14 protein-coding genes and 1 CRISPR repeat array are annotated in these 18,563 nt (G+C 71.4%); of the genes, 3 read left to right on the forward strand and 11 right to left on the reverse strand.

What is annotated here, in order from left to right:
- Positions 1-126: 126 nt before the first annotated feature.
- Entirely contained in the window at positions 127-1,137 is a 1,011-nt protein-coding gene (locus ACZ4W9_RS29340; RefSeq protein WP_467940858.1) for a hypothetical protein, read from the forward strand.
- 55 nt (positions 1,138-1,192) lie between these two features.
- Positions 1,193-1,699 (forward strand): hypothetical protein, encoded by a 507-nt coding sequence (locus tag ACZ4W9_RS29345; RefSeq protein WP_467940860.1) that lies wholly within the window; start codon positions 1,193-1,195, stop codon positions 1,697-1,699.
- A 213-nt stretch (positions 1,700-1,912) separates the two neighbouring features.
- On the opposite strand, the gene ACZ4W9_RS29350 is transcribed toward ACZ4W9_RS29345, so the two are convergent.
- From ACZ4W9_RS29350 to cas3, 10 genes are all read right to left on the reverse strand, one after another.
- Complete coding sequence (locus tag ACZ4W9_RS29350) at positions 1,913-2,281, reverse strand: PIN domain-containing protein (RefSeq protein ID WP_467940893.1); 369 nt, start codon at positions 2,279-2,281, stop codon at positions 1,913-1,915.
- Positions 2,282-2,289: 8 nt separating this feature from the next.
- The gene (locus ACZ4W9_RS29355; protein WP_467940861.1) at positions 2,290-2,547 is read right to left on the reverse strand and encodes a hypothetical protein; all 258 of its coding nucleotides are present in this window, start codon (positions 2,545-2,547) and stop codon (positions 2,290-2,292) included.
- Positions 2,548-2,747: 200 nt separating this feature from the next.
- Positions 2,748-3,630: direct repeats of the CRISPR family, unit length 28 nt; unit sequence GAGCGACCCCCACGGGCGCGGGGACGAC.
- A 21-nt stretch (positions 3,631-3,651) separates the two neighbouring features.
- Positions 3,652-3,999, reverse strand: coding sequence for a type I-E CRISPR-associated endoribonuclease Cas2e (cas2e, locus tag ACZ4W9_RS29360; protein ID WP_467940863.1), 348 nt, complete (start codon positions 3,997-3,999; stop codon positions 3,652-3,654).
- Positions 3,996-5,000: a type I-E CRISPR-associated endonuclease Cas1e gene (gene cas1e / locus ACZ4W9_RS29365; RefSeq protein WP_467940865.1), complete on the reverse strand. Its 1,005-nt coding sequence runs from the start codon at positions 4,998-5,000 to the stop codon at positions 3,996-3,998. Before cas1e ends, cas2e begins: the two co-directional genes overlap by 4 nt.
- Positions 4,993-5,781, reverse strand: coding sequence for a type I-E CRISPR-associated protein Cas6/Cse3/CasE (gene cas6e / locus ACZ4W9_RS29370; protein WP_467940867.1), 789 nt, complete (start codon positions 5,779-5,781; stop codon positions 4,993-4,995). The genes cas1e and cas6e overlap by 8 nt, the downstream gene beginning before the upstream one ends.
- 4 nt (positions 5,782-5,785) lie before the next feature.
- On the reverse strand, positions 5,786-6,577 hold the full coding sequence (cas5e, locus tag ACZ4W9_RS29375; RefSeq protein ID WP_467940869.1) for a type I-E CRISPR-associated protein Cas5/CasD: 792 nt from the start codon (positions 6,575-6,577) through the stop codon (positions 5,786-5,788).
- On the reverse strand, positions 6,574-7,761 hold the full coding sequence (gene cas7e / locus ACZ4W9_RS29380) for a type I-E CRISPR-associated protein Cas7/Cse4/CasC (protein WP_467940871.1): 1,188 nt from the start codon (positions 7,759-7,761) through the stop codon (positions 6,574-6,576). The genes cas5e and cas7e overlap by 4 nt, the downstream gene beginning before the upstream one ends.
- A gap of 150 nt (positions 7,762-7,911) precedes the next feature.
- Positions 7,912-9,126: a type I-E CRISPR-associated protein Cse2/CasB gene (gene casB / locus ACZ4W9_RS29385; protein WP_467940873.1), complete on the reverse strand. Its 1,215-nt coding sequence runs from the start codon at positions 9,124-9,126 to the stop codon at positions 7,912-7,914.
- Positions 9,123-10,799, reverse strand: coding sequence for a type I-E CRISPR-associated protein Cse1/CasA (gene casA / locus ACZ4W9_RS29390; RefSeq protein ID WP_467940875.1), 1,677 nt, complete (start codon positions 10,797-10,799; stop codon positions 9,123-9,125). The genes casB and casA overlap by 4 nt, the downstream gene beginning before the upstream one ends.
- Before the next feature lie 277 nt (positions 10,800-11,076).
- Positions 11,077-14,079 (reverse strand): CRISPR-associated helicase Cas3', encoded by a 3,003-nt coding sequence (gene cas3 / locus ACZ4W9_RS29395; protein WP_467940877.1) that lies wholly within the window; start codon positions 14,077-14,079, stop codon positions 11,077-11,079.
- 125 nt (positions 14,080-14,204) lie between these two features.
- Between cas3 and ACZ4W9_RS29400 the strand changes: the two genes are divergently transcribed.
- On the forward strand, positions 14,205-14,717 hold the full coding sequence (locus ACZ4W9_RS29400; RefSeq protein ID WP_467940879.1) for a hypothetical protein: 513 nt from the start codon (positions 14,205-14,207) through the stop codon (positions 14,715-14,717).
- A 3,013-nt stretch (positions 14,718-17,730) separates the two neighbouring features.
- On the opposite strand, the gene ACZ4W9_RS29405 is transcribed toward ACZ4W9_RS29400, so the two are convergent.
- Positions 17,731-18,423: a transposase gene (locus ACZ4W9_RS29405; RefSeq protein ID WP_467940881.1), complete on the reverse strand. Its 693-nt coding sequence runs from the start codon at positions 18,421-18,423 to the stop codon at positions 17,731-17,733.
- Between the last annotated feature and the right edge of the window lie 140 nt (positions 18,424-18,563).

Consider the following 18,563-nt stretch of genomic DNA (forward strand, 5'->3'; position numbering starts at 1 on the left):
CGGTGGGTCCGAGTGCTCGGACCCACCGCAGCCGCATGAACGAACGGGACTCCCGCAGCGTCACAGTAGCGGCGGCCCGAAACGAGGGCGCCACCGCGACCGTTCAACCGAACAAGGAGGATCCTCGTGGCCCTGACCACGCGTACGAAGATCACAGGGGCTGTGCTGGCCGCGGCCCTCGCCGGATCCGTCGCCCTGGTGTCGTCGCACGACGCCGATCGGACCGGCGCCGACGGGACCGCCGATGCGGAGCGCACCACCAGGCAGGTCCACTTCACCGGGACGAAGGAGGGTGTCCCCTCCCGCTCCGCGACCGACTGGGTGTCGTACGGCGACCAGGTCGCCGTCGTGCGCGTGCTGGCGGAACACGAGCAGCCCGACCCCGTGACGGACGACGAGGACGCCGGCGGCGAGGCATACATGCCGCGGACGGTCGACCTGCGCGTCACAGACCGAGTGTGGGGCCGGCCCGCAGCTCCGACTCTTCCCGGCGCCCTTTCGGTCACCGTCGATGGATGGCAGCTCAAGGACGGTGCCCGGGTCCGTGTGGCCTCACAGGACGCGTCGCGACTGGAGGTCGGCCACACTTACGTGATCACGTTCGCACGTTACGCGGACGGCGTGTGGGCGCCGCTGGGATCGGGCGCTGTCCTGCCGTACGACCAGGGGCGCGTCGGCGAGGGCGAGTTCGAGGGCGGCGACATCACGGCCGACGCCTACCGTTCGGCGTTTGAGCGGCAGCGCGTGTCCGGTGAGGAGGATCCCGTGGCCCTGCGGACCGCCGGGAAGACTGCCGCCGAGGTCGAGCAGGTCCTGCGCAGCGCGAAACCCGATCCCAAAGCCACACGACCCGCGCAGGCGCGGGAGCCCGCGGAGTCCTTCTGCTCGGTGGCCTCGCCGCTCGCGGTGTCCGAGGACAGCCGTTACACGCCCGACGAGCTGGCGTCCGTCCTCACCGACCTCGCCGCGATGGCCTCGAAACCGGCGGACGCCTCCGCCCTGCGGACGTACGCGCACTCCCTCGACGCCGAAACGGACGCCGGCACGCCGGACGTCACTGCCCGCCAGGCTTCGGTCGTCGCGATAGAGCATGCGTGTGCTATCGAGGTGGGGGCGCTGCAACCGACCGACAGCTGACAGATGACCTGCAGGGCAGGGCCTGCCCCTCCACGCGTGCCCGCACTACGTGATCGTGTCCCGCGAGGTTCAACCAGGCTACTGGTCCATCACCGTCGCCGCCGATGTCACCGCCCACGACGACAAGGGCAAGTACGTGGGACTTCACCGCCTGGACGTGCCCGGCGAGTTCGGGTGCGGCCGCGGCGAGGATGTCGTCGAACCGGGCGAGGACGCTGCCGCCGGCGGCCGGCAGGACCATGCCGCGCTCGGTCATCATCATCGTGATCGCCGCGCTCAGCGGAAGCGGCTCACGGCCGTCACGGCGCACGACCGTGCCGGTGCGCCGCTGCGCTGTCGCGGCCCGGGTGCCGCCGTTCTCCTTCACCGCCTCCCGGGCCGCGGCCAGGACCTGCTAGAGCAGGCCAAGGCTCTATTGCCGGCGATCCAGGCGGCGGCACTGGAGGCCGACCGGCTCGGCGCCCCGCGCTCGCGAGCCCAGCAGCTCACCCGTATCAGCCCGAGCACCTTCTACCGATGGCTGTCGGATACACAGGAGAAGGACGGAAAGCGAGGCGAATAGCCCAAGCTGCTCCGGCGGAAGGGACTCGGCCGGCCGGTCACTGGTGCCACCCTCTACGCCGCCGGAGTCAGCAACGTCCTCACGTTGATCCCCACTCCTTTTTCTCGGTGCGCCCGGCCCGCTTCCGCCTGCCTGCGGCCGGGCGCACCCGTGTTCTCCCCTGCTCTCGCCGCCGGCGGCCTGCTGGGGCCGGCGGTTGATTCGGCGGTCGTGTCAGGGTGTCAGGTCGAGGACGCGGACCGGCTCGCCGATCCACCGGTCGGGGGCGGTGGTGGCGATGATCGCCCCGTCCGGGCGGTCCGGGGTCGGCTGGGCCGCGTACTGGCAGTGCGCGGCCGCCCAGGTTTCGTGCCCGGCTACGGCCAGAGCGGCCGGGAGGTCCAGGTCGAGCACGGTGATGCCCGGTAGCGCGGCCAGGTGCTCCGCCGTGCCCGGCCGGGCCCGGTCGGCTTCGACGAGCGCGCATGCGGGGGCGTACAAATACCAGCCGGCCTGGGTGTGGGCGCGGTGGATGAGGCGGGAGGCGAGAACGTTGCCCTGGCCGGCTGCGGCCATCGCGGTGTCGTCCAGGACGATGTGCATGGCGTCGCTCACCGGGCGGCCGCCTGGGCCAGGCGGCGGTCCAGCTCGCTGTCGAGGTCCTGTTCCTCGGCGGGGGTCGGCGCGTAGCCGTTCCACTTCTTCAGCGCGGCCCGGGCCTGCTCGGCCCGCGCGGCCCGCTCGTCCGGGGTGAGCAGGGTGTCGGCGAGGCGGGCCAGGTAGGCGCGCAGCGACATGCCCTCCGCCGCCGCTATGGCCGCGAGTCGGTCACGGGCTTCCTCGGGGATGCGGACGTTGGCGTCGGACATCAGCGGCTTCCCTCCACCACGGAAATAGGGTACGGGTACGTACCCGTACCCATAGTACCGGTGGTGCCCGCGCCGATATGCCGCAGGGGGGCGGCCTCGCCGCGAGGCCGCCCCCCTGAAGCGTCTGTCTCAGCGCGTGCGCGGCGGGGTCATCCGGGCGTGGAGCAGAGCGGCGCGGGCCAGTTCGGCGCCCTGTTGTGGAGCGACCCCCACGGCCGCGGGGACGACGGTATCGAATGGTTCTGTGCCCTGCCTCGTGGCGAGCGACCCCCACGGGCGCGGGGACGACTGGCCCGAAAATCTTCGGGTGATCCCGTCTGGAGAGCGACCCCCACGGGCGCGGGGACGACGGCGCTGCGGGCCCTCGCCGACCTCGTCCAGCGGAGCGACCCCCACGGGCGCGGGGACGACGACGAGCTGAGGCCCACGGCGTCGCTCGCGATGGAGCGACCCCCACGGGCGCGGGGACGACGACGTGCGAACGGCGAACTGGCAGCGCTCCTCGGAGCGACCCCCACGGGCGCGGGGACGACCCAGGGGTAGGTCAGTGCGAGCCCGGCAGCGGAGAGCGACCCCAACGGGCGCGGGGACGACTCGGGTTCGATCTGCGCCTTGAGGCCGTCGATCGAGCGACCCCCACGGGCGCGGGGACGACCTGGGCCGACATCCTCACCCCGCACGGCTGGCGGGAGCGACCCCCACGGGCGCGGGGACGACCAGTCGGCGGGGAGGGCGGGGAGGTCCCAGTCCGAGCGACCCCCACGGGCGCGGGGACGACCGAGCACCACCTGCTCGACTACGACTGGTCGGAGAGCGACCCCCACGGGCGCGGGGACGACCCTGCGGCGCCCTCCTTGAAGATGATGCCGGCCGAGCGACCCCCACGGGCGCGGGGACGACGCGTTAGCTACGGCCAGCAGCCGGGGAATCTGAGAGCGACCCCCACGGGCGCGGGGACGACGTCGCGGCGATGCCGCCCTGCGCCGGCCGGTGCGAGCGACCCCCACGGGCGCGGGGACGACCGCTGGGCGTTGAGGGCCTGGTCGACGAGCCAGGAGCGACCCCCACGGGCGCGGGGACGACACTTGCTGACCTGCAGGTTTGTCAGGGGGGAGGCCGGTTTTGCTTCACCTCGTTTCCGGGGGGTGAGGAGCGGCTGCCGTCTCCCCGGGGGCGAGCGATAAGGGTGAGGCCGTCGAAGTCGACGGGTGTCCAGCGTTCGCGGCCGGCGGTACGTACTGCCCAGCCCTGCTCGGTTTGGACGGGTTCGATCATGACGGCTTGGCCGTTGCCTACGCGGTCAGCGAGAAGGTTCCACAGGCGGTCGCGGATACGGGTGTTGGGCGTGCCGATGTAGACGCCTGGTGCTGCTTCGACGAACCAGCGGGTGAGGTGGCCGCGAAGGCCTGGTGGCGCCGCGATCAGGATCACGACCGTGGTGCCCGAGCTCATTCGGTCGCTCCCCGTTCTTTGTCGTCTTCCTTTTCCGGGGTGGGCGGGATGACATCGATGTGATGGTCCGTGCTGAAGGGGTCGCTCCAGTTTCGGCCGGCGCTGACCACGGTTTCGCCTTCGTCCCACAGGCCTGAGGACTCGGTCTCGGGCAGGTGGCCTCCGTCGGGTACGAGGAGTTGTTTGATGTCGGTGACGATGCGGGCGAGGAGTTTGTGCTCGACAACGGCGTCGCGGAGGGCTGTGCGGGCGTCGCGTTCTGTGGTGAGGCCGTTGGCGGTGAGGTCGAAGGCGAGGGGGATGGTGAACTCGGCTTTGTAGAGGTCGGCGATGTCCAGGACGAACGACAGGGCGGATCCGGTGTGGACGAAGCCGAGGGCGGGGCTGGCGCCGATGCCGGTGATGACCGCGTGGCAGATGCCGTAGAGGGCCGAGTTGGCGGCGGACAGCAGGCGGTTGACGTCGTCGCCGGCGGCGAAGGCGTCTCCGGCCTTGTACTCGCGTTTGGTCCAGGGGACGCCGGTGCGTTCTGAGTGCTGTGCATAGAGTCTTCGGACTCGGGTGCCTTCGCGTCCGCGGAGTTGCTGGAGGGTGAGCGCGGAGGTGTCTTCGCCGGGGAAGCGCAGGTCGTACATACGCCGTGCCACGGCGACCCGTTCCTTGGGCCGGGTGGCGAGCCATGCCTGCCGCAGTTGGAGCTGTGAGCCTCGGGCTGTGCTGAGCCCGGAGGCGTACAGGCGGACGCCTTGTTCGCCGACCCAGCACACCGAGGTGGCGGAGTCCGCGAGCAGGGTGATGGCGGCGTGGGTGATGCGGCTGCCGGGGCCGATGAGGAGCACGGCGAGGTAGGCGGCCGGTACGTGGACGATGCGGGCTTTGTTGATCAGGACGATGGCGTTGTCGTCCCGGTCGATGTGGCAGCGTTCGACGTACAGGCTGGAGACCCGGTCCTCGATCCTGTGGACGTCTTGGGGGCCGGTGCGCCACCAGGGTTCAGGCACGGGGTGCCTCCGGTGGGAGCGGGGCGAGGGTGAGCAGGCCTTGTCCGTAGCCCTTGGAGGGGCCGATGCCGCCCAGCAGGGTGGCCCGCAGTGCCTCGGGGTCCGTGACGCGGAGTCTTCCCTGGAAGGTGGCGCTGGAGAGGGTGATGCGGGGGCCGTCGCTGCTCTTGGCGAAGCGCAGGGTGTCCCGGGCGATGAGGGAGACGGCGGGTGCCGGCTCGGCGGACGGCCGGGCGGGGGCGGGGGTTTCCAGGTCGATGGCGGGGCCGGTGTGGGCGGCGGGGATGGTGAAGCCGTGGCGTTCGGTGCGGGCGAGCAGCCAGGCGAGCTGCTGTGCGGCGGTGCGGTGTGCGACGCGGAAGCCGCGCCGCTTTTCGGGTGTGTCGGCAAGGGCCTTGAGGCGCTGGGTCTGCTGTTCGCTGGGTTTGTCGGGGCGCTGCACGGTCTGGACGGGGTTGGCGGTGAGCCGGAAGGCGAACTCGCGACCGCGGGTGAGGCGTTGCAGCAGGGGGGTGTAGTCGGCGATGAGTGGTTCGGCTCCGTCGGCGTCCGGCCAGCCGGCTTGTTCCACCAGGTGCTGCCAGGAGGGCCGGTTCTCGGTGAGGACGAGGATCTCGGCGCGGTGCGGGGTGCTGTTTTCCAGGCGCCACAGCACGCGTTCGGTGACGGGCTGGACGGCGAGGCCGCCCAGGACGGCGGCGTGCAGCTTGTGGGGGTTGGCCAGCAGGGAGACGGCTGCCCGGCGGCGGGGGTTGAGGGCGATTTTCGACAGGTACGGCAAGGGGTCACCAGCCCAGGAGAGCGAAGGGGTCGTGGCCGGGGTCTGTCCGGTCGGCGCGGTTGTCGGCCTGGTCGTTCGTGGCCTGGCCGGTGGGCAGGTTGATCCACAGGTGCCGGACGGTGCGCTGGCCGAAGACGGTGCCGGTCTTCAGGTCGTAGGTGTCGGGGACATCCGCTGCCGTCAGGTCGCCGGCCGGGTCCTCGACGGTGGCTTCCAGCGTGACCTTGGGCCCCCGGAAGCGGGCGCGGTGGTGCGCGGAGGCCTGCCAGGGCACGTGGGTGAGGGCCTGTGCGAGTTCGGCGTCGGGGTGCAGGCCGAGAGTTACCGGTCCGGTCGGCGGGCAGGACCGGCGTCCCAGCGACAGCGGGAAGACCGGGTGGCGTACGGCGTGTTCGAGTTGCTCCAGGAGTGCGGCGGGGCCGCGCAGGACGGCGGTGAAGACCGCGTCCTGGAGGTAGTAGCGCTGGGTGACACCGGTGTACTTGGCCGGGCCGGTCTTCTTCTGCATACCCTTCGCGTCGACCTTGGCGGCCGGCAGGGGAAGACCGCGGTGGTCGCTGACGGTGTGGTAGTCGCGCAGCAGCGTGCCGGGCTGGTCGACGCGTACGCCCAGGCGCAGCCCGAGCAGGTCGGTCAGGGAGGCTTCGCGGCGGCGGCCCTCGGCTGCCGCGAGCAGGCCCAGGACGCCGGACTTGGTGGGCTCGGGGCGGGAGTCGCGGCGGTTGTAGCGGGAGGGGCCGCCCCAGGACTGCAGGGGGGCGGCCAGCCGCAGGGCGAGCACGGCCATCTCACTCATCGCTGAACGGCCTCTTCCTTGGCCTGCACCCGCTGAGCGGGGATCTCACCGTCGGCCAGCCAGGCGCCGACCAGGCCGCCGACCTCGTCGAGGAGGGTCTGGAAGGGCAGCGACGGGCCGAAGGCGTCGGTGAGCTTGTCGCCTTCGAGCGCGTACGTGGCCAGGGTCCGCAGGGGCACGGTGCCCCAGGTCTCGCCGACCGTCCGGAACTCGGCGGCCAGGGCGGTGGCGGACTCGGCGGCCAGGCCCTGGTTCCCGGTGACGGGTTCTTCGAAGGCCGAGACGAGATTGACGGGCTGGTCGGTGCGGACGGTGACCAGGACCAGGTGGGGCAGGGTGCGGTGGGCGAAGGAGTTCTGGTGGCCGGCGGGCATGGACCGGGTGAAGGCGTCGATGAACCGGACGGTGGCGTCGCGGGTGGCCTCGGCCGAGGTGAGGTTGTCGCGCAGCTGGTGGGCGCCGAGGACGGCGTAGCGGTAGAGGGTGGAGGAGTTGAACTCCACGGTGCCGATCATGCCGGCCCCGTTGTCGTCGGTGTTCTCGTCGTCGACGGCGGTGTAGTAGTCGAACTCGGTGCGCACCGCGTGGGTGGACAGGGCGTGCGCGACCTGGACGGCGGCGTCGACGTTCAGGTCCTTCAGGTCGGCGACCATCCGGCCGAAGAGAGCGACCTCCGCGGGATGCCCGGTCGCCAGGGCGGAGACCACGGGCAGCTTGCCGGCCTCCTCCTGCAGCTCCTTGTCGGGCAGCGCCGCCAGCTGCGCGGCCCGCCCGCCGAGCAGACGGACAAGGTCATCCAGCTGGCGCTTGCCGAAGAAGAGCAGGTAAGCGGACTGCTCCTCCTTCTTGGCCGACTTCTTGATACCCAGCGGTTCCAGCAGCGCGGCCGCCAGGCGGTCGGCCTGGGCGGCCTCGAGGCCGGCACCACCGTCGCTCTCGGGCCGGGCGAGGCGCTCGGCGAGCAGGGCGGCGATCCGCTTGGTACGGGTCGCGCGGTCGGCGGACGGCTCGGAGGCGGCGAACTCGATCCGGGTGGCGCGCTTCCACGCCTGGGAGGAGACGCGGGCCCGCCGGGCACCGCCGTAGAGGGCCTGCTTCGGGGTGCCGGAGTCATCCCGGTTGATGTTGGACGGCGGGACGCTCTGCAGGATGTGGACCTCGACGAACAGGTTGGGCTGAGACATGAGGAGCTCCTTGGCAAGGTGAGTGCCGCACCCTGGCGGCGGCACGGGAAGCCGGGGCGAAGGCCAGCGGCCACGCCTGGAAGGTGCGAGAACAGGAAGCACGAGTGCCCGCGTCGGCGGCCGGTGCTGTCAGGACCGGGACGCAGCGGTTCAGGGCTGTGCGGCCTCGCGGCGGAAGTCGCGGTCCCATCCACTGCGCAGGCGGGACTGTGCCTGTGGCCGCTTGGGGTCGTCCCAGTCACGCAACGCCCTGCGCACGAGGGTGTAGTCCAGGCCGATGTCGGCCTGCCGCAGCAGGGGCACGAGACTGCGCAGCTGATGGCCCAGCTCACCGGAGTCGAGGGAGGTGAGCAGCGCGCCGAGGCGGTTCTCCAGCGCTGTCCGGTCCCCGTTGTTGCGGGCGAGGAGGAGCCGGCACGCGGTTCCGGGACTGACCCCGGGAGCGTGCATGACCCTGCTCCGGCCCTGCTGGTGCAGGCCGAACAGGGCCAGCACCGCGTGCTCCGCGCTCAGGTCCCGGGTCAGAGCACCCTTGGCGCGCAGCTCACTGCCCATCCGGGTGCGGTAGAAGGTCCACAGGGCAGGCACCGTACCGGCCTCCCGGCCCAGCCCGGAGCGCACTGCCGCCAGTTCGGCACCCGCCTCGGCACGCTTCGGGTCGAACCCGGCCCAGTACCACCCCTCCGCATCCCGCCCGGCCGCCTGGGCTTCCCCCTCCGGCGTCAGGGGAGCGGTGTACTGCAGGCCCCAGGCGCGCAGCACCCGGCCGTGGTGCGGCGTCAGCCAGTCGCACAGGTCACGGTGCAGCCGCGTGTAGTCCAGGCCGATGTCCGCCTGGCGCAGCAAAGGCACCAGGCCGCGCAGGTGGTGGACCAGTTCGTCCAGGTCCAGGGCGGTCGCGGCGGCCGTCAGCCGCCGGGTGACCGCAGCCGCGACACGGTGCTCGTCGGCGAGCGTCAACCGGCGCCCGGAGCCCGCCGCGGCGTCGGCCGCGAGCTGGGCCCGCAGGGCACGGCACGCCGTGCCCAGGCCGGCACCCGGCCGGTGCGCCGACCGCGCCATGCCGCTCTGGTGCAGGCCGAACAGGGTCAGGGCGGCGTGCTCGGCCAGGTAGGCGCGGGGCAGCCCGTCCGCCCCGCGCGCGGCGTCGGTGAGTTCCACCCGGTGCAGGTACCGCATCCCGGCGACGGTGCCCGGCTCACGGCCCAGACCGTCCCGCAAGGCACGCAGACCCCGCTCCGCCCCCGCCCAAGGCCGAGACCGGGCCGCGCTCCGCTGTTCGGCCGGCGCGCCCCACTCGCTGGTGACCTCTTCCCAGAAGTACGCCCGGTAGGTCCGGCCGGCCGTCGTCCTCGTCGTCTTCATGCCGCCTCCCCCTCGGCCGGTACGGCATCGGCGAACCGGGTGAGGATGTCACCGAGCTTCTTGTGGAACAGCCCGGCCGCCTTGCCGCTGCGGAAGACGACCTCCTTGCCGTTCACCTTCTCGGTCCGCCCGACCACAGCGCGGGGCGGCACGGCCGCCAGCAGACCCTCCGCCTCCCGCAGAGCCGCCCGCCGCAGCGTGACCTCCCACGCCTCCTGAGCCCGCTCCAGCATGTCGTAGTCCTCACCGATGGTCCGCAGACCTGCGAGCAGCCGCCGCATCCTGCCGTCGACCGCGTGCAGGAACCGGGCCGAGGGCCGCTCCCCCTTGTCCCGCGGCAGCGGCTCCCCGCCACTGGCCCGCCGCAGATCGGCGTGGAGACCGTCCAGCGCTCGTGCGACCCGGTCGGCCTGCTCCACACACTCCAGGACGGCCACGCGCAGCCAGTCGTCGTCGGCGAGGAGGGCCGCCACCGGCAGCGGAATGCTGTCGGCGACCGCGTTCTCCACCACAGCGGACTGGTTGCCGTACTCCAGACCGCAGACCTCAACCGTCAGCGCGAAGTCGCCGGGCAGCCGACGTTCCCGGCGCAGGGCACCCGTCTGCCGCAACAGCTCCGAGGTGTACACCCCGTCGCCGTCCACTGGCAGCGCCAGTGCCAGCAGCGCCCCGAGGCCCTGCCACGCGGCACGGCCCGGGGTATGCCGGCGCGGACGCCGGGCCGGCTGGCCCGCCTTCGGCTTGGCCGTGTGGTTCCAGGCCGTGTGCGGCTCCTCCTGCGGCGTCAGGGCGAGCCGGTCCCCGGCGCACACGACCACCTGACGCACGCGCGGCCCGTTCTCGGTCTCGGCCGGAATCAGCCGGATCCGGCGGGCCTGGAAGGTGAGCAGATCAAGCAGGCCCCCAGCGGGGCGCACCGACCACTCGGGGCCGGCCGGCGACTTCGCGGCGGAGGAGTCCGGGCGCTCGTCCCACGCCCACTGCGGGCGGTCACCCGCAGCCAGCCCGTCAGCCCGCACAGGCGTGTTCAGCAGCAGCGTCTCGTACAAGGTCCGGCCGGTCGGCATGATCACGCCGAACTGGCCCAGCGGCCCGGTCGGATTGCCCGTCGTCTTGCCGTTCTTGGCCTGCCCGTCACCGACCGCCCCCGTCTTGATGGCCGCGGTGTCCCAGCAGTGCGTGTGCAGCAGCCACAGCGCCGCCTGCCCGGGCACCAGGTCCAGGTGATCGGCCTCACTCAGGGCGCTGAACAGCGGCACGTTGTTGCCCGAAGCCACCGACGGGATCAGCAGCGTGGACGGCTTGGTCTCACCGTTGAGCGCCGACAGACCCGCCACCTGAGCGAAGGGCCGTTCGGAGAAGAGCCGGAACCGGTTCCCGTACCGGGGACCGAGGTAGTCGGCGAGCTTTTCCTTCTCCTGGTCCGAGAAGCCGCCCTGCGCGAACCGTTCGCCCCATTCCCCACGCGTCCGCGGTAACCCCAGCGCGTCGAACACGACGGGCAGCAACACCTGACGCAGCACGGCCGGCAGCATCGTCGGCACCGGCAGATCCAGCCGCCGGACAGCGTCCGCACCCAACAGCACGTCCAGCAGGCCGGTCTCCCGCCGCCCGTCCTCCACGCCGACGACAGGCAGCCAGGCTCCCCTGACCAGATCCTCGTCCGGCCCCATGATCCCCTCCCGTACACAAGCCAACTCCCCGTAACAGAGCGCGAGTTGGCTGCCTCGTGTGGAGGACCACCGTGGCACAGACCGAAGGCGGTTCGCGTGGTTTCTTGAGATTTATGGCGAAAAAGAGTGAACATTGGTGCTTCAAGTGAACGGGCGAGCGAACTGTCAGTACGGGCCGCACTCGCCGGACCCGGCACCATCACGGCGTTCCACTCAGGCATCGCAACGCCCCGCTTGCAGGGCACCCGGCGTCACGTGAAACGCTCGCTCGTCACCCTCAGGCCCGCTTGACCAGCAGTCCCTCAAGGTCGTCGTAGGAGACGCGGGCGCCGCCCAGGTCCGCCCACCCGTCCTCCAGCACCAGAGCGGGGGCGTAACGCAGCCACGGGTGATCCGCCCACCCCGGAAGCGGCTTCAGCTGCTCAGCTTCCGCCGACAGCCCGACCGGCAAGCGGACGCTGCCGCCCAGCAGCCGCTCTTCCACCGCCTCGTCCGGCACGTCCCCGTGCACACCGAGCCGCGTCCCGTCCCACGCCGTGTAACCGCCCGTGACGCGGCGCACGATGACAACCTCGACGCTACGATCGCCATCGCGCACCACCGCATCCAGATCCTCTTCGGCAACAGCGCTGCCGCCCCCGTAGTGCAGCCCCTCCAGGGTCGCCGTCCCCCACTCACGAGGCCGGGTCAGCAACAACTCCTCCGCGTGCGACCGGCGTTTCTCCTCCGTCGCCCGCCAGGCGACGCGGGCGGACGGCTCGTCCCACTCCTTCGGGCAGACGTCCTCGTCCCCGTACGCCCGCGCCACCAGACCAGGCACATCCACCGGGATACTCCAGGTGCCCGAACCGGTGCCCTCAGCGGCACCGGCACCCGGCAGCGGGCCGGCGACTTCGGCGACCAGCGCCGCCGCACGCAACAAAGGCCACAGCCCGTAGATCTTCTCCGACGCAGGCAGGAACCACGGCTTCCCGGATGTCCCGGCGGCCACGCCGGTCACCAGGACCCGCGGCACCGCATGAACGGCCGGACGGCGCGTCCCCGCATGCCGGTGAAGCCGGCCGATCCGCTGCAGCAGCAGATCCACCGGGGCCAGATCCGTGATCAGCACATCCGCATCCACGTCGAAGGACTGCTCGGCCAACTGCGTCGCGATCACCACCATCCGCTCAGGCCGCGCATCACCCGCCCCAGGCCCCATGGCCCGCAGACACTCCTCCGTCCGCTCCGCACGGTGAGCGGTACACAACCGCCCATGCAGCAGATGCAGCACCCCGTCGAAACCACCCTCACGCAGACCCCGGTAAACGGCCTGCGCCCGGTCCACCTGGTTGACGACGACCAGGACGACTCCACCCCCGGCCACCGCCTTCCGCGCCGCCTCCACCACGACCGCCCCGTCCACCTCCGTGTCCGCCAGCCACTCGATACGGGTCGGCACCGGCTCCCGCCACGACGGCACCACCGCACGAGAGCTGTTCACCACCGGCCGCCCCTCCACAGCCCACGCCGCGCTCACGCAGGGATACCCGGCCGGCTCGGGCACCGGCTGATCCACATCCGCCGAACCCACCGCCCCCGACAGATACGCATTCACGAACGCCTGCCGCTGCGCCGGGGGCAACGTCGCCGACAGCAGCACCACCGGCACCCCGGCCTGCCCCAGCCACCGCAACGCCTCCAGCAGGAACCGCCGCATGTAGACGTCGGCGGCATGCACCTCGTCCACAATCACGACCTTGCCCATGAGACCGGCGAACCGCAGCATCACATGCCGGGTACGCGTCGCCGCATACAGCAGGTGATCGACCGTACCCACGACGAACGGCGCCAACAGCCCCCGCTTCGACCCCAGGAACCACACCGGCGGCCCACTGCGCTCAGCCCAAGCATCCCCGCCGCCCCTACCGGCCGGCCAGCCCAAATCGTCGTCCTCGTCGATCGCCCCGAAGTCATCCCACGGACTGACCGACCCGGCACCCGCCGGACGGCCCTCCTCCCAGATCTCCCGCCACAGCCGGTTGGAACGCCGCTTACCGTGCAGCAACGCCACCTGCGACTCAAGCTCCGGATCGAAAGAACGCACCCACTCCAACACCTGCTCGTACATCGGATCACTCGTCGCCTGCGTCGGCATCGCCACAAACACACCATCAAGCCCAAAACGCGCCGCCAGCACCTCCGCCGCCGCCAGCGCCCCCTTCGTCTTCCCCTCCCCCATCGGCGCCTCCACCACCAGCAAACCCGGCACCGGCAACGACCACGCCCACTCCACCAGCTCCCGCTGCGACGCACGCGGCACCACACCCAGACGCCCCGACAACGGCACCAACGCCGACGACGGCACCACAAGACCACCCCAGCCACCACGGAAACGAAGCCCCCGCCACGCCACCTCCGCCCGACGCCACGCACCGGCCGGCGACACCCCACCCGCATCCGCCAGCCCATGAAAACTCTGGTTGTCACTGGCGATCCAGTCCGCCATCACGATCAGCCCCGACAAGGCCAACTGCTCCGCCTTCCTCAACGGCGAAACCGGCCGCACCGCCGCCACATCAGCGAAACCCACCACGCGAGTGACCACATCCACCACCACCCGCTGCACCTCCGCCCACGCCCGCCCCCTGCCCAGCGCATCCGGATACGGCGGCTCCAACGCGTCCACCGACGGAAACGCACCGTGGTGGCCAGCCACCAGGGGCCACACCCACCCCACAGCATCCGCGTCCCCCCACTCCTCACGTAACCGCGCCTCCAGCAGTGCCCCGCCCGCCACGTCATGCCGCCACCGCTTCCCCGCCGGCACCCGCCCCCACGCCAGCCCAGCCGCACGCACAGGAACAGCCTCAGCAGCATCCAGACCCTGGAACGCCGGACACGCCTTCCCGCAGTCGTGGATAGCGCACACCCACATGAACCACGCCCGCCCCCGCCCCCCGCTGATCTCGTCCAGACGCCGACGCAGCGACGGCGCGAGATACCGGTCCCACATCACTCCCGCCACAGCGGCCGTATCCAGCAAATGACCGAGCAGCACATGCGTCCGCCCACCATTACGCGCGGCAGACTTCCCCCACAGCCGCGACACCCGCACCACCGTCTCCTCCGGCACCCCCCACGACCGCATCAGCTCCACGACCGACCGCCCGTCCTCCACCGACCAGACCTCCCACCGCCAGCCCTGCTCACCAATGACCGGCACCATAGAGGCCAGCACTGACAACGCCCCGAGAGCGAGCCGCCAACGGCCGATACGCCCGCAGGAAACGAGCGTCACTCGCTAATATCACTGCAGGTCAACATGTTTTCGTCCCCGCGAGCGGGGGTAGCTCGTGCGACACCGCGGACTTCTTCCGGGAGATCGCGTCGTCCCCGCGCGAGCGGGGTTGCTCGGCCCAGGCGATGGGCCTGAACAGCACCGAGGCGTCGTCCCCGCGCGAGCGGAGGTTGCTCGGCCGGGTCGGTCAGCATCCGCTGGTAGGCGCCGGGCTTGCGCGTCGTCCCCGCGCGAGCGGGGGTAGCTCGCGGCTCCGCGATGCCCTCACCGACGCCGAGGCCGAGCGCGATGGTGCGTACCGCGAGCGCGCCCACCTCGTAGCCCTCCTCGCCGCGATGACCGACGGCGCCGTCATCACCAACGCTCAGGACGTGGACGAGCCCGGCTGGCAGATCGTGTACCTCACTCTCGGCGGCCAGCAGTGCTCGTGGCACATCGCGCCCCGGGACGCCGACCTGCTCACCCACGTCGAGCGCGTCGACGCCCTAGACGTCCGCGCCCTGTGGGACGGCCACACCACCGAGGCCAAGTACGCGCATATCGCCGCATGGACGGCCGAGCTGGCGCAGCACTGCGGGCCGGCCTGCACCGAGCAGCACACCGAGACCGGGCGCTGCGAGATCGCGAGGGGCCAGTGACCGCGCGCCTGGAGGTGCTCGGCGAGGACGGCGAGTGGCACGAGGTGCCCGATGCGGTTCCTCTCGGTGTGCTGACGGGCGGGGTCGTCCCCGTGCGAGCGGGGGTTGCTCCGACATCCTGCTCGGCTGGACGTACCCCAGCGGGTCGTCCCCGCGCGAGCGGGGTAGCTCGCGAGGCGCTCCTGTGAGCGTACGAGATGGATGACCGGTCGTCCCTGCGCCCGCAGGAGCAGCTCGGCGCCCGTGGACCAGTTCACGCCGATCGGCACGTCGGCCCCGCGCCGCGAGGGAACTTGGGCTTCACCAGACGGATCGCACACGGGCCGCGAGATCGTCCCCGCGTCCGCAAGGGGTTGCTCCAGCATCAGGCCTGAGCTCCCTCGCCGCGGGGTGTCGTCCTCGAGGCGGGTGCCGGTACGGCCTGCGTCAGCCCGGCCCAGGCCTCGGTTTCGGGCAGGGGCGTGTCCGGGCGCCGTGCGGCCGTGGCGCCGGTACGTCTTCTGCTGGCACGGCGGCCCGCAGTGCGGCGAATCCGCACGCCCAGCCGTAACGGGGCTGCTGCACGCGCCGCACGGGTCGCCTCAACCCCCTGCTGCCATTACGGCTCCGTGTGAGAAAAGTGCGGCCGCCCGTGAACACGACTCCTCCCCGGCCGGCCGCTTCACGGCCACAGACGTCATCCTGGCGCCCGCCGAGGGTCCGAGCGACAGTAGGGTCGGCTGCCGAGTCCTCTGTGGTCGCTTCCATCCCAGCACCACGATCAATGTGAATGAAAACAGCTCCCCCGGCTAGCATCGTCCCAGCTCAAGAAGTGTCGTCCCCGCGCGAGCGGGGGTTGCTCCACCGGTGGGGCGGCGTCCTGGACGAAGTGCCTGTCGTCCCCGCGCGAGCGGGGGTTGCTCAACGTGCGGGACATCGACATCGACCCCGATGCAGTCGTCCCCGCGCGAGCGGGGGTTGCTCCGCAGCGGCGCCGACGACAGCGGCGATCGCCAACTCATCCCCGCACGACGGGGGTTGCTTGCTGAGGTTCATGCCGTCCAAGGCGCCCGCCCAGTCGTCCCCGCGCGAGTGGGGGGTACCCGGAAGCCGGTGCCGGCGAGCACGCTACGGGCCAGTCGTTCTCGCGCGAGCGGGGTAGTCTGCGGAGGGCTGCAGCAGCGGTGCCCTCTTTCAAGTCGTCCTCGCGTCCGCGGGGGCAGTTCTCCCGCCGGCTCCAGCTGCTCCACCGCCTCCGGGACCGTCCCCATCCCGCCGAGGCCCGAGCAGCAGCAGCGTTGGCTGGCACGCGTTCTGCGCCCAGCACCACGATCGACGTGAATGAAAACGGCTCCCTCGGCTAGCATCGTCCCAGCTCAAGAAGTGTCGTCCCCGCGCGAGCGGGGGTTGCTCTCCCGAGCCGCTTCTGACGTCCACCCGGCTTGGGTCGTCCCCGCGTCCGCGGGGGTTGCTCTCCGGCCCCCTACCGGCTACCGGGCCGGATTCCGTCGTCCCCGCGCCCGCGGGGTTGCTCGCACACGATCACCAAGGCCATGCAGAAGTCGTCCCCGCGCCTGCGGGCCTGGCTCCACCTACTGCATGATCCGCCGCCGGCGGCGGCTGGTCGCTTCCGCGCCCCGAGGTGAGGCCCGTGCGGGGTGGCGCAGAAGACCGGGACCTGGACGAACTCGCCGAAACAGCGGGGAGGATCTGTGCCCAACGCACGACACCGACCTCCAAGCCCTCGCCGACATGCTGGTCGCCGCGACCCAGCCCAACCACGACGGCTACCACGACGATGCCACCACCCTGTTGCTCCAGGCCCTCTCGAACTCTGGAACGCGGTGTCGGCCCGGGCCCGGGAAAAGGGGTACGAGCCGGCGCTCTGGGTCTGTGCCCACCGCGCGGCAGCATCTGGACGTCGCGTGGTGCGTGTCCCCATAGTCGGTCGTCAGTCTTCGCGGGCAGGTGTCCCCACCGGGACTGCCGCTGTAGGGGACGGGTCAACGGCGTGCTCGACGGTGAAGTCCCGCAGCCTGAGTGGGTAACTGCCGCACGTTCAGCGCTTGCTGCGTCCAGCACACAACGCACGTCAATGAAAACGGCCGGCACCGCTAACATCGTCCCAGCTCATCAAGTGTCGTCCCCGCGCCCGCGGGGGTAGCTCCAGGGCGGTTTTCGCATCGGTGTTCATGCCGACGTTGTCCCCGCGCGGGCGGGGGTTGCCCTCCCGGCGGCGGAGATCCTGTCCGCCTCCCGCCGTCGTTCCCGTACGTGCGGGGGTTGCTCGGTTCGGGGCACTACGCAGCAGCTCGCGGCCCGGTCGTCCCTGCGCGAGCGGGGTTGCTCCCTGATCGAGGTCTACCAGTACGTCGGCCCCGGGTCGTCCCCGCGCCCGCGGGGGCTGTTCCTGTCCGTGGGCGGCGAGATGCTGGAGAACGTCGTCTCCGCGAGTGGGGGTAGCTCGTCGTCGGCCACCTTCGCCTTCGCCATCATCATGTCGTCCCCGCGCGAGCGGGGGTTGCTCAACGTCGCGCTGCGCGGCGCCTATCGAGTCAAGGTCGTTCCCGCGCGAGCGGCGGTAGCTCCTGGTCGACGTCCTCGTCACCGCGTGGGTCGCCGTCGTCCTCGCGCGAGGGGTCCCGGGAGCGCGCCGCCGAGCTTGCCGTCGGCCCACCCCCAGCAGCAGCCTGGTAAAGGCGCCTTTCGTGGACTCACGACCGACTTATGACTGCCGCGCGTTCAGCGCGTGCCGCGTCCAGCACCACAACTCACGTCAATGAAAACGGGTAGTCCCGCTAACATCGTCCCAGCTCATCAAGTGTCGTCCGTCCCCGCGCCCGCGGGGGTAGCTCGGGTGGACGCAGCGCCGTATCGGAGGATTCGCCGTCGTCCCTACGCGAGCGGGGGTTGCTCCACCAGCAGGTCGTCCCCGCGTCCGCAGGGGTTGCTCGATGAATGGCAGGCGCACCCGGTACAGGTTCAAGTCGTCCCCGCGTCGGCGGGGGTTGCTCGCCGTCGTCACTGAGCGTTTTCAGCGTTGCCTCTCCAGGGTGAGGACAGCTTTGGCGATGACGGTCATGCGGTTGGGGCTGATCCGGGACCTGCGGAAGATCTGCCAGGACTTCAGCCGTGCCATGCCGCGTTCGACTGGTGCTCTCGCCGCGGCCAGAGCCCGGTTGACGGTGCGCTGGGTGAGGGAGAGCTCACCACCCGGTGGCCGTTTGAGTCCGGTGGTGACCCAGGGGCCGGCGCCTTGGTAGGCGCGGTCGGCGAGGATCGGGACGCCCTGGCGTTCGCAGATCCGAATGATGCGGTGGGTGCGGGCTGCGGTCAGGTCGTGGGTGCGGCCCGGCAGCGCGGGCGAGATCCACAGGACCTTACCGGCGGGGTCGGTGACGACCTGGACGTTCACGCCGTGCCGACGGTGCTTGGCCGAGTAGTCGGCCCGGCTGTCGCCGACGCGGTCGCACTCGGCGAGGGTCCCGTCCAGCAGGACGAACTCCGGATCATGCTCGCGCAGAGTCTTGAGCAGGCCCGGGGCCCGTTCGGCGAGCAGGGCGGTCACGGCGGCGACATACGCGTGGGCGGTGCCGACGGATATCCCGAAGCCGGAGGCGAGCCGGGTAAGGGTGTCGTGGCGGCGTAGGTACACCAGAGCGACGAGCGCCCGCTGGTGCGGCGGGAGTTTGCACCGTCGGTCACCCTCACGGGTGACGATGAGCATCGTGACCCACTCGACGAGGGCATGCGGGAGGTCGAGTGCGGCAGGATAGACACCTCAGGCGCTCAACACGTCAAGCTGCGGGGGCGAGTTCGACGGGGAAGGCGGTGTGCTCGTCGAAGAGCTTGCGGTGCTGAAGGCAG

The organism is Streptomyces sp. NPDC029296 (assembly GCF_055569255.1).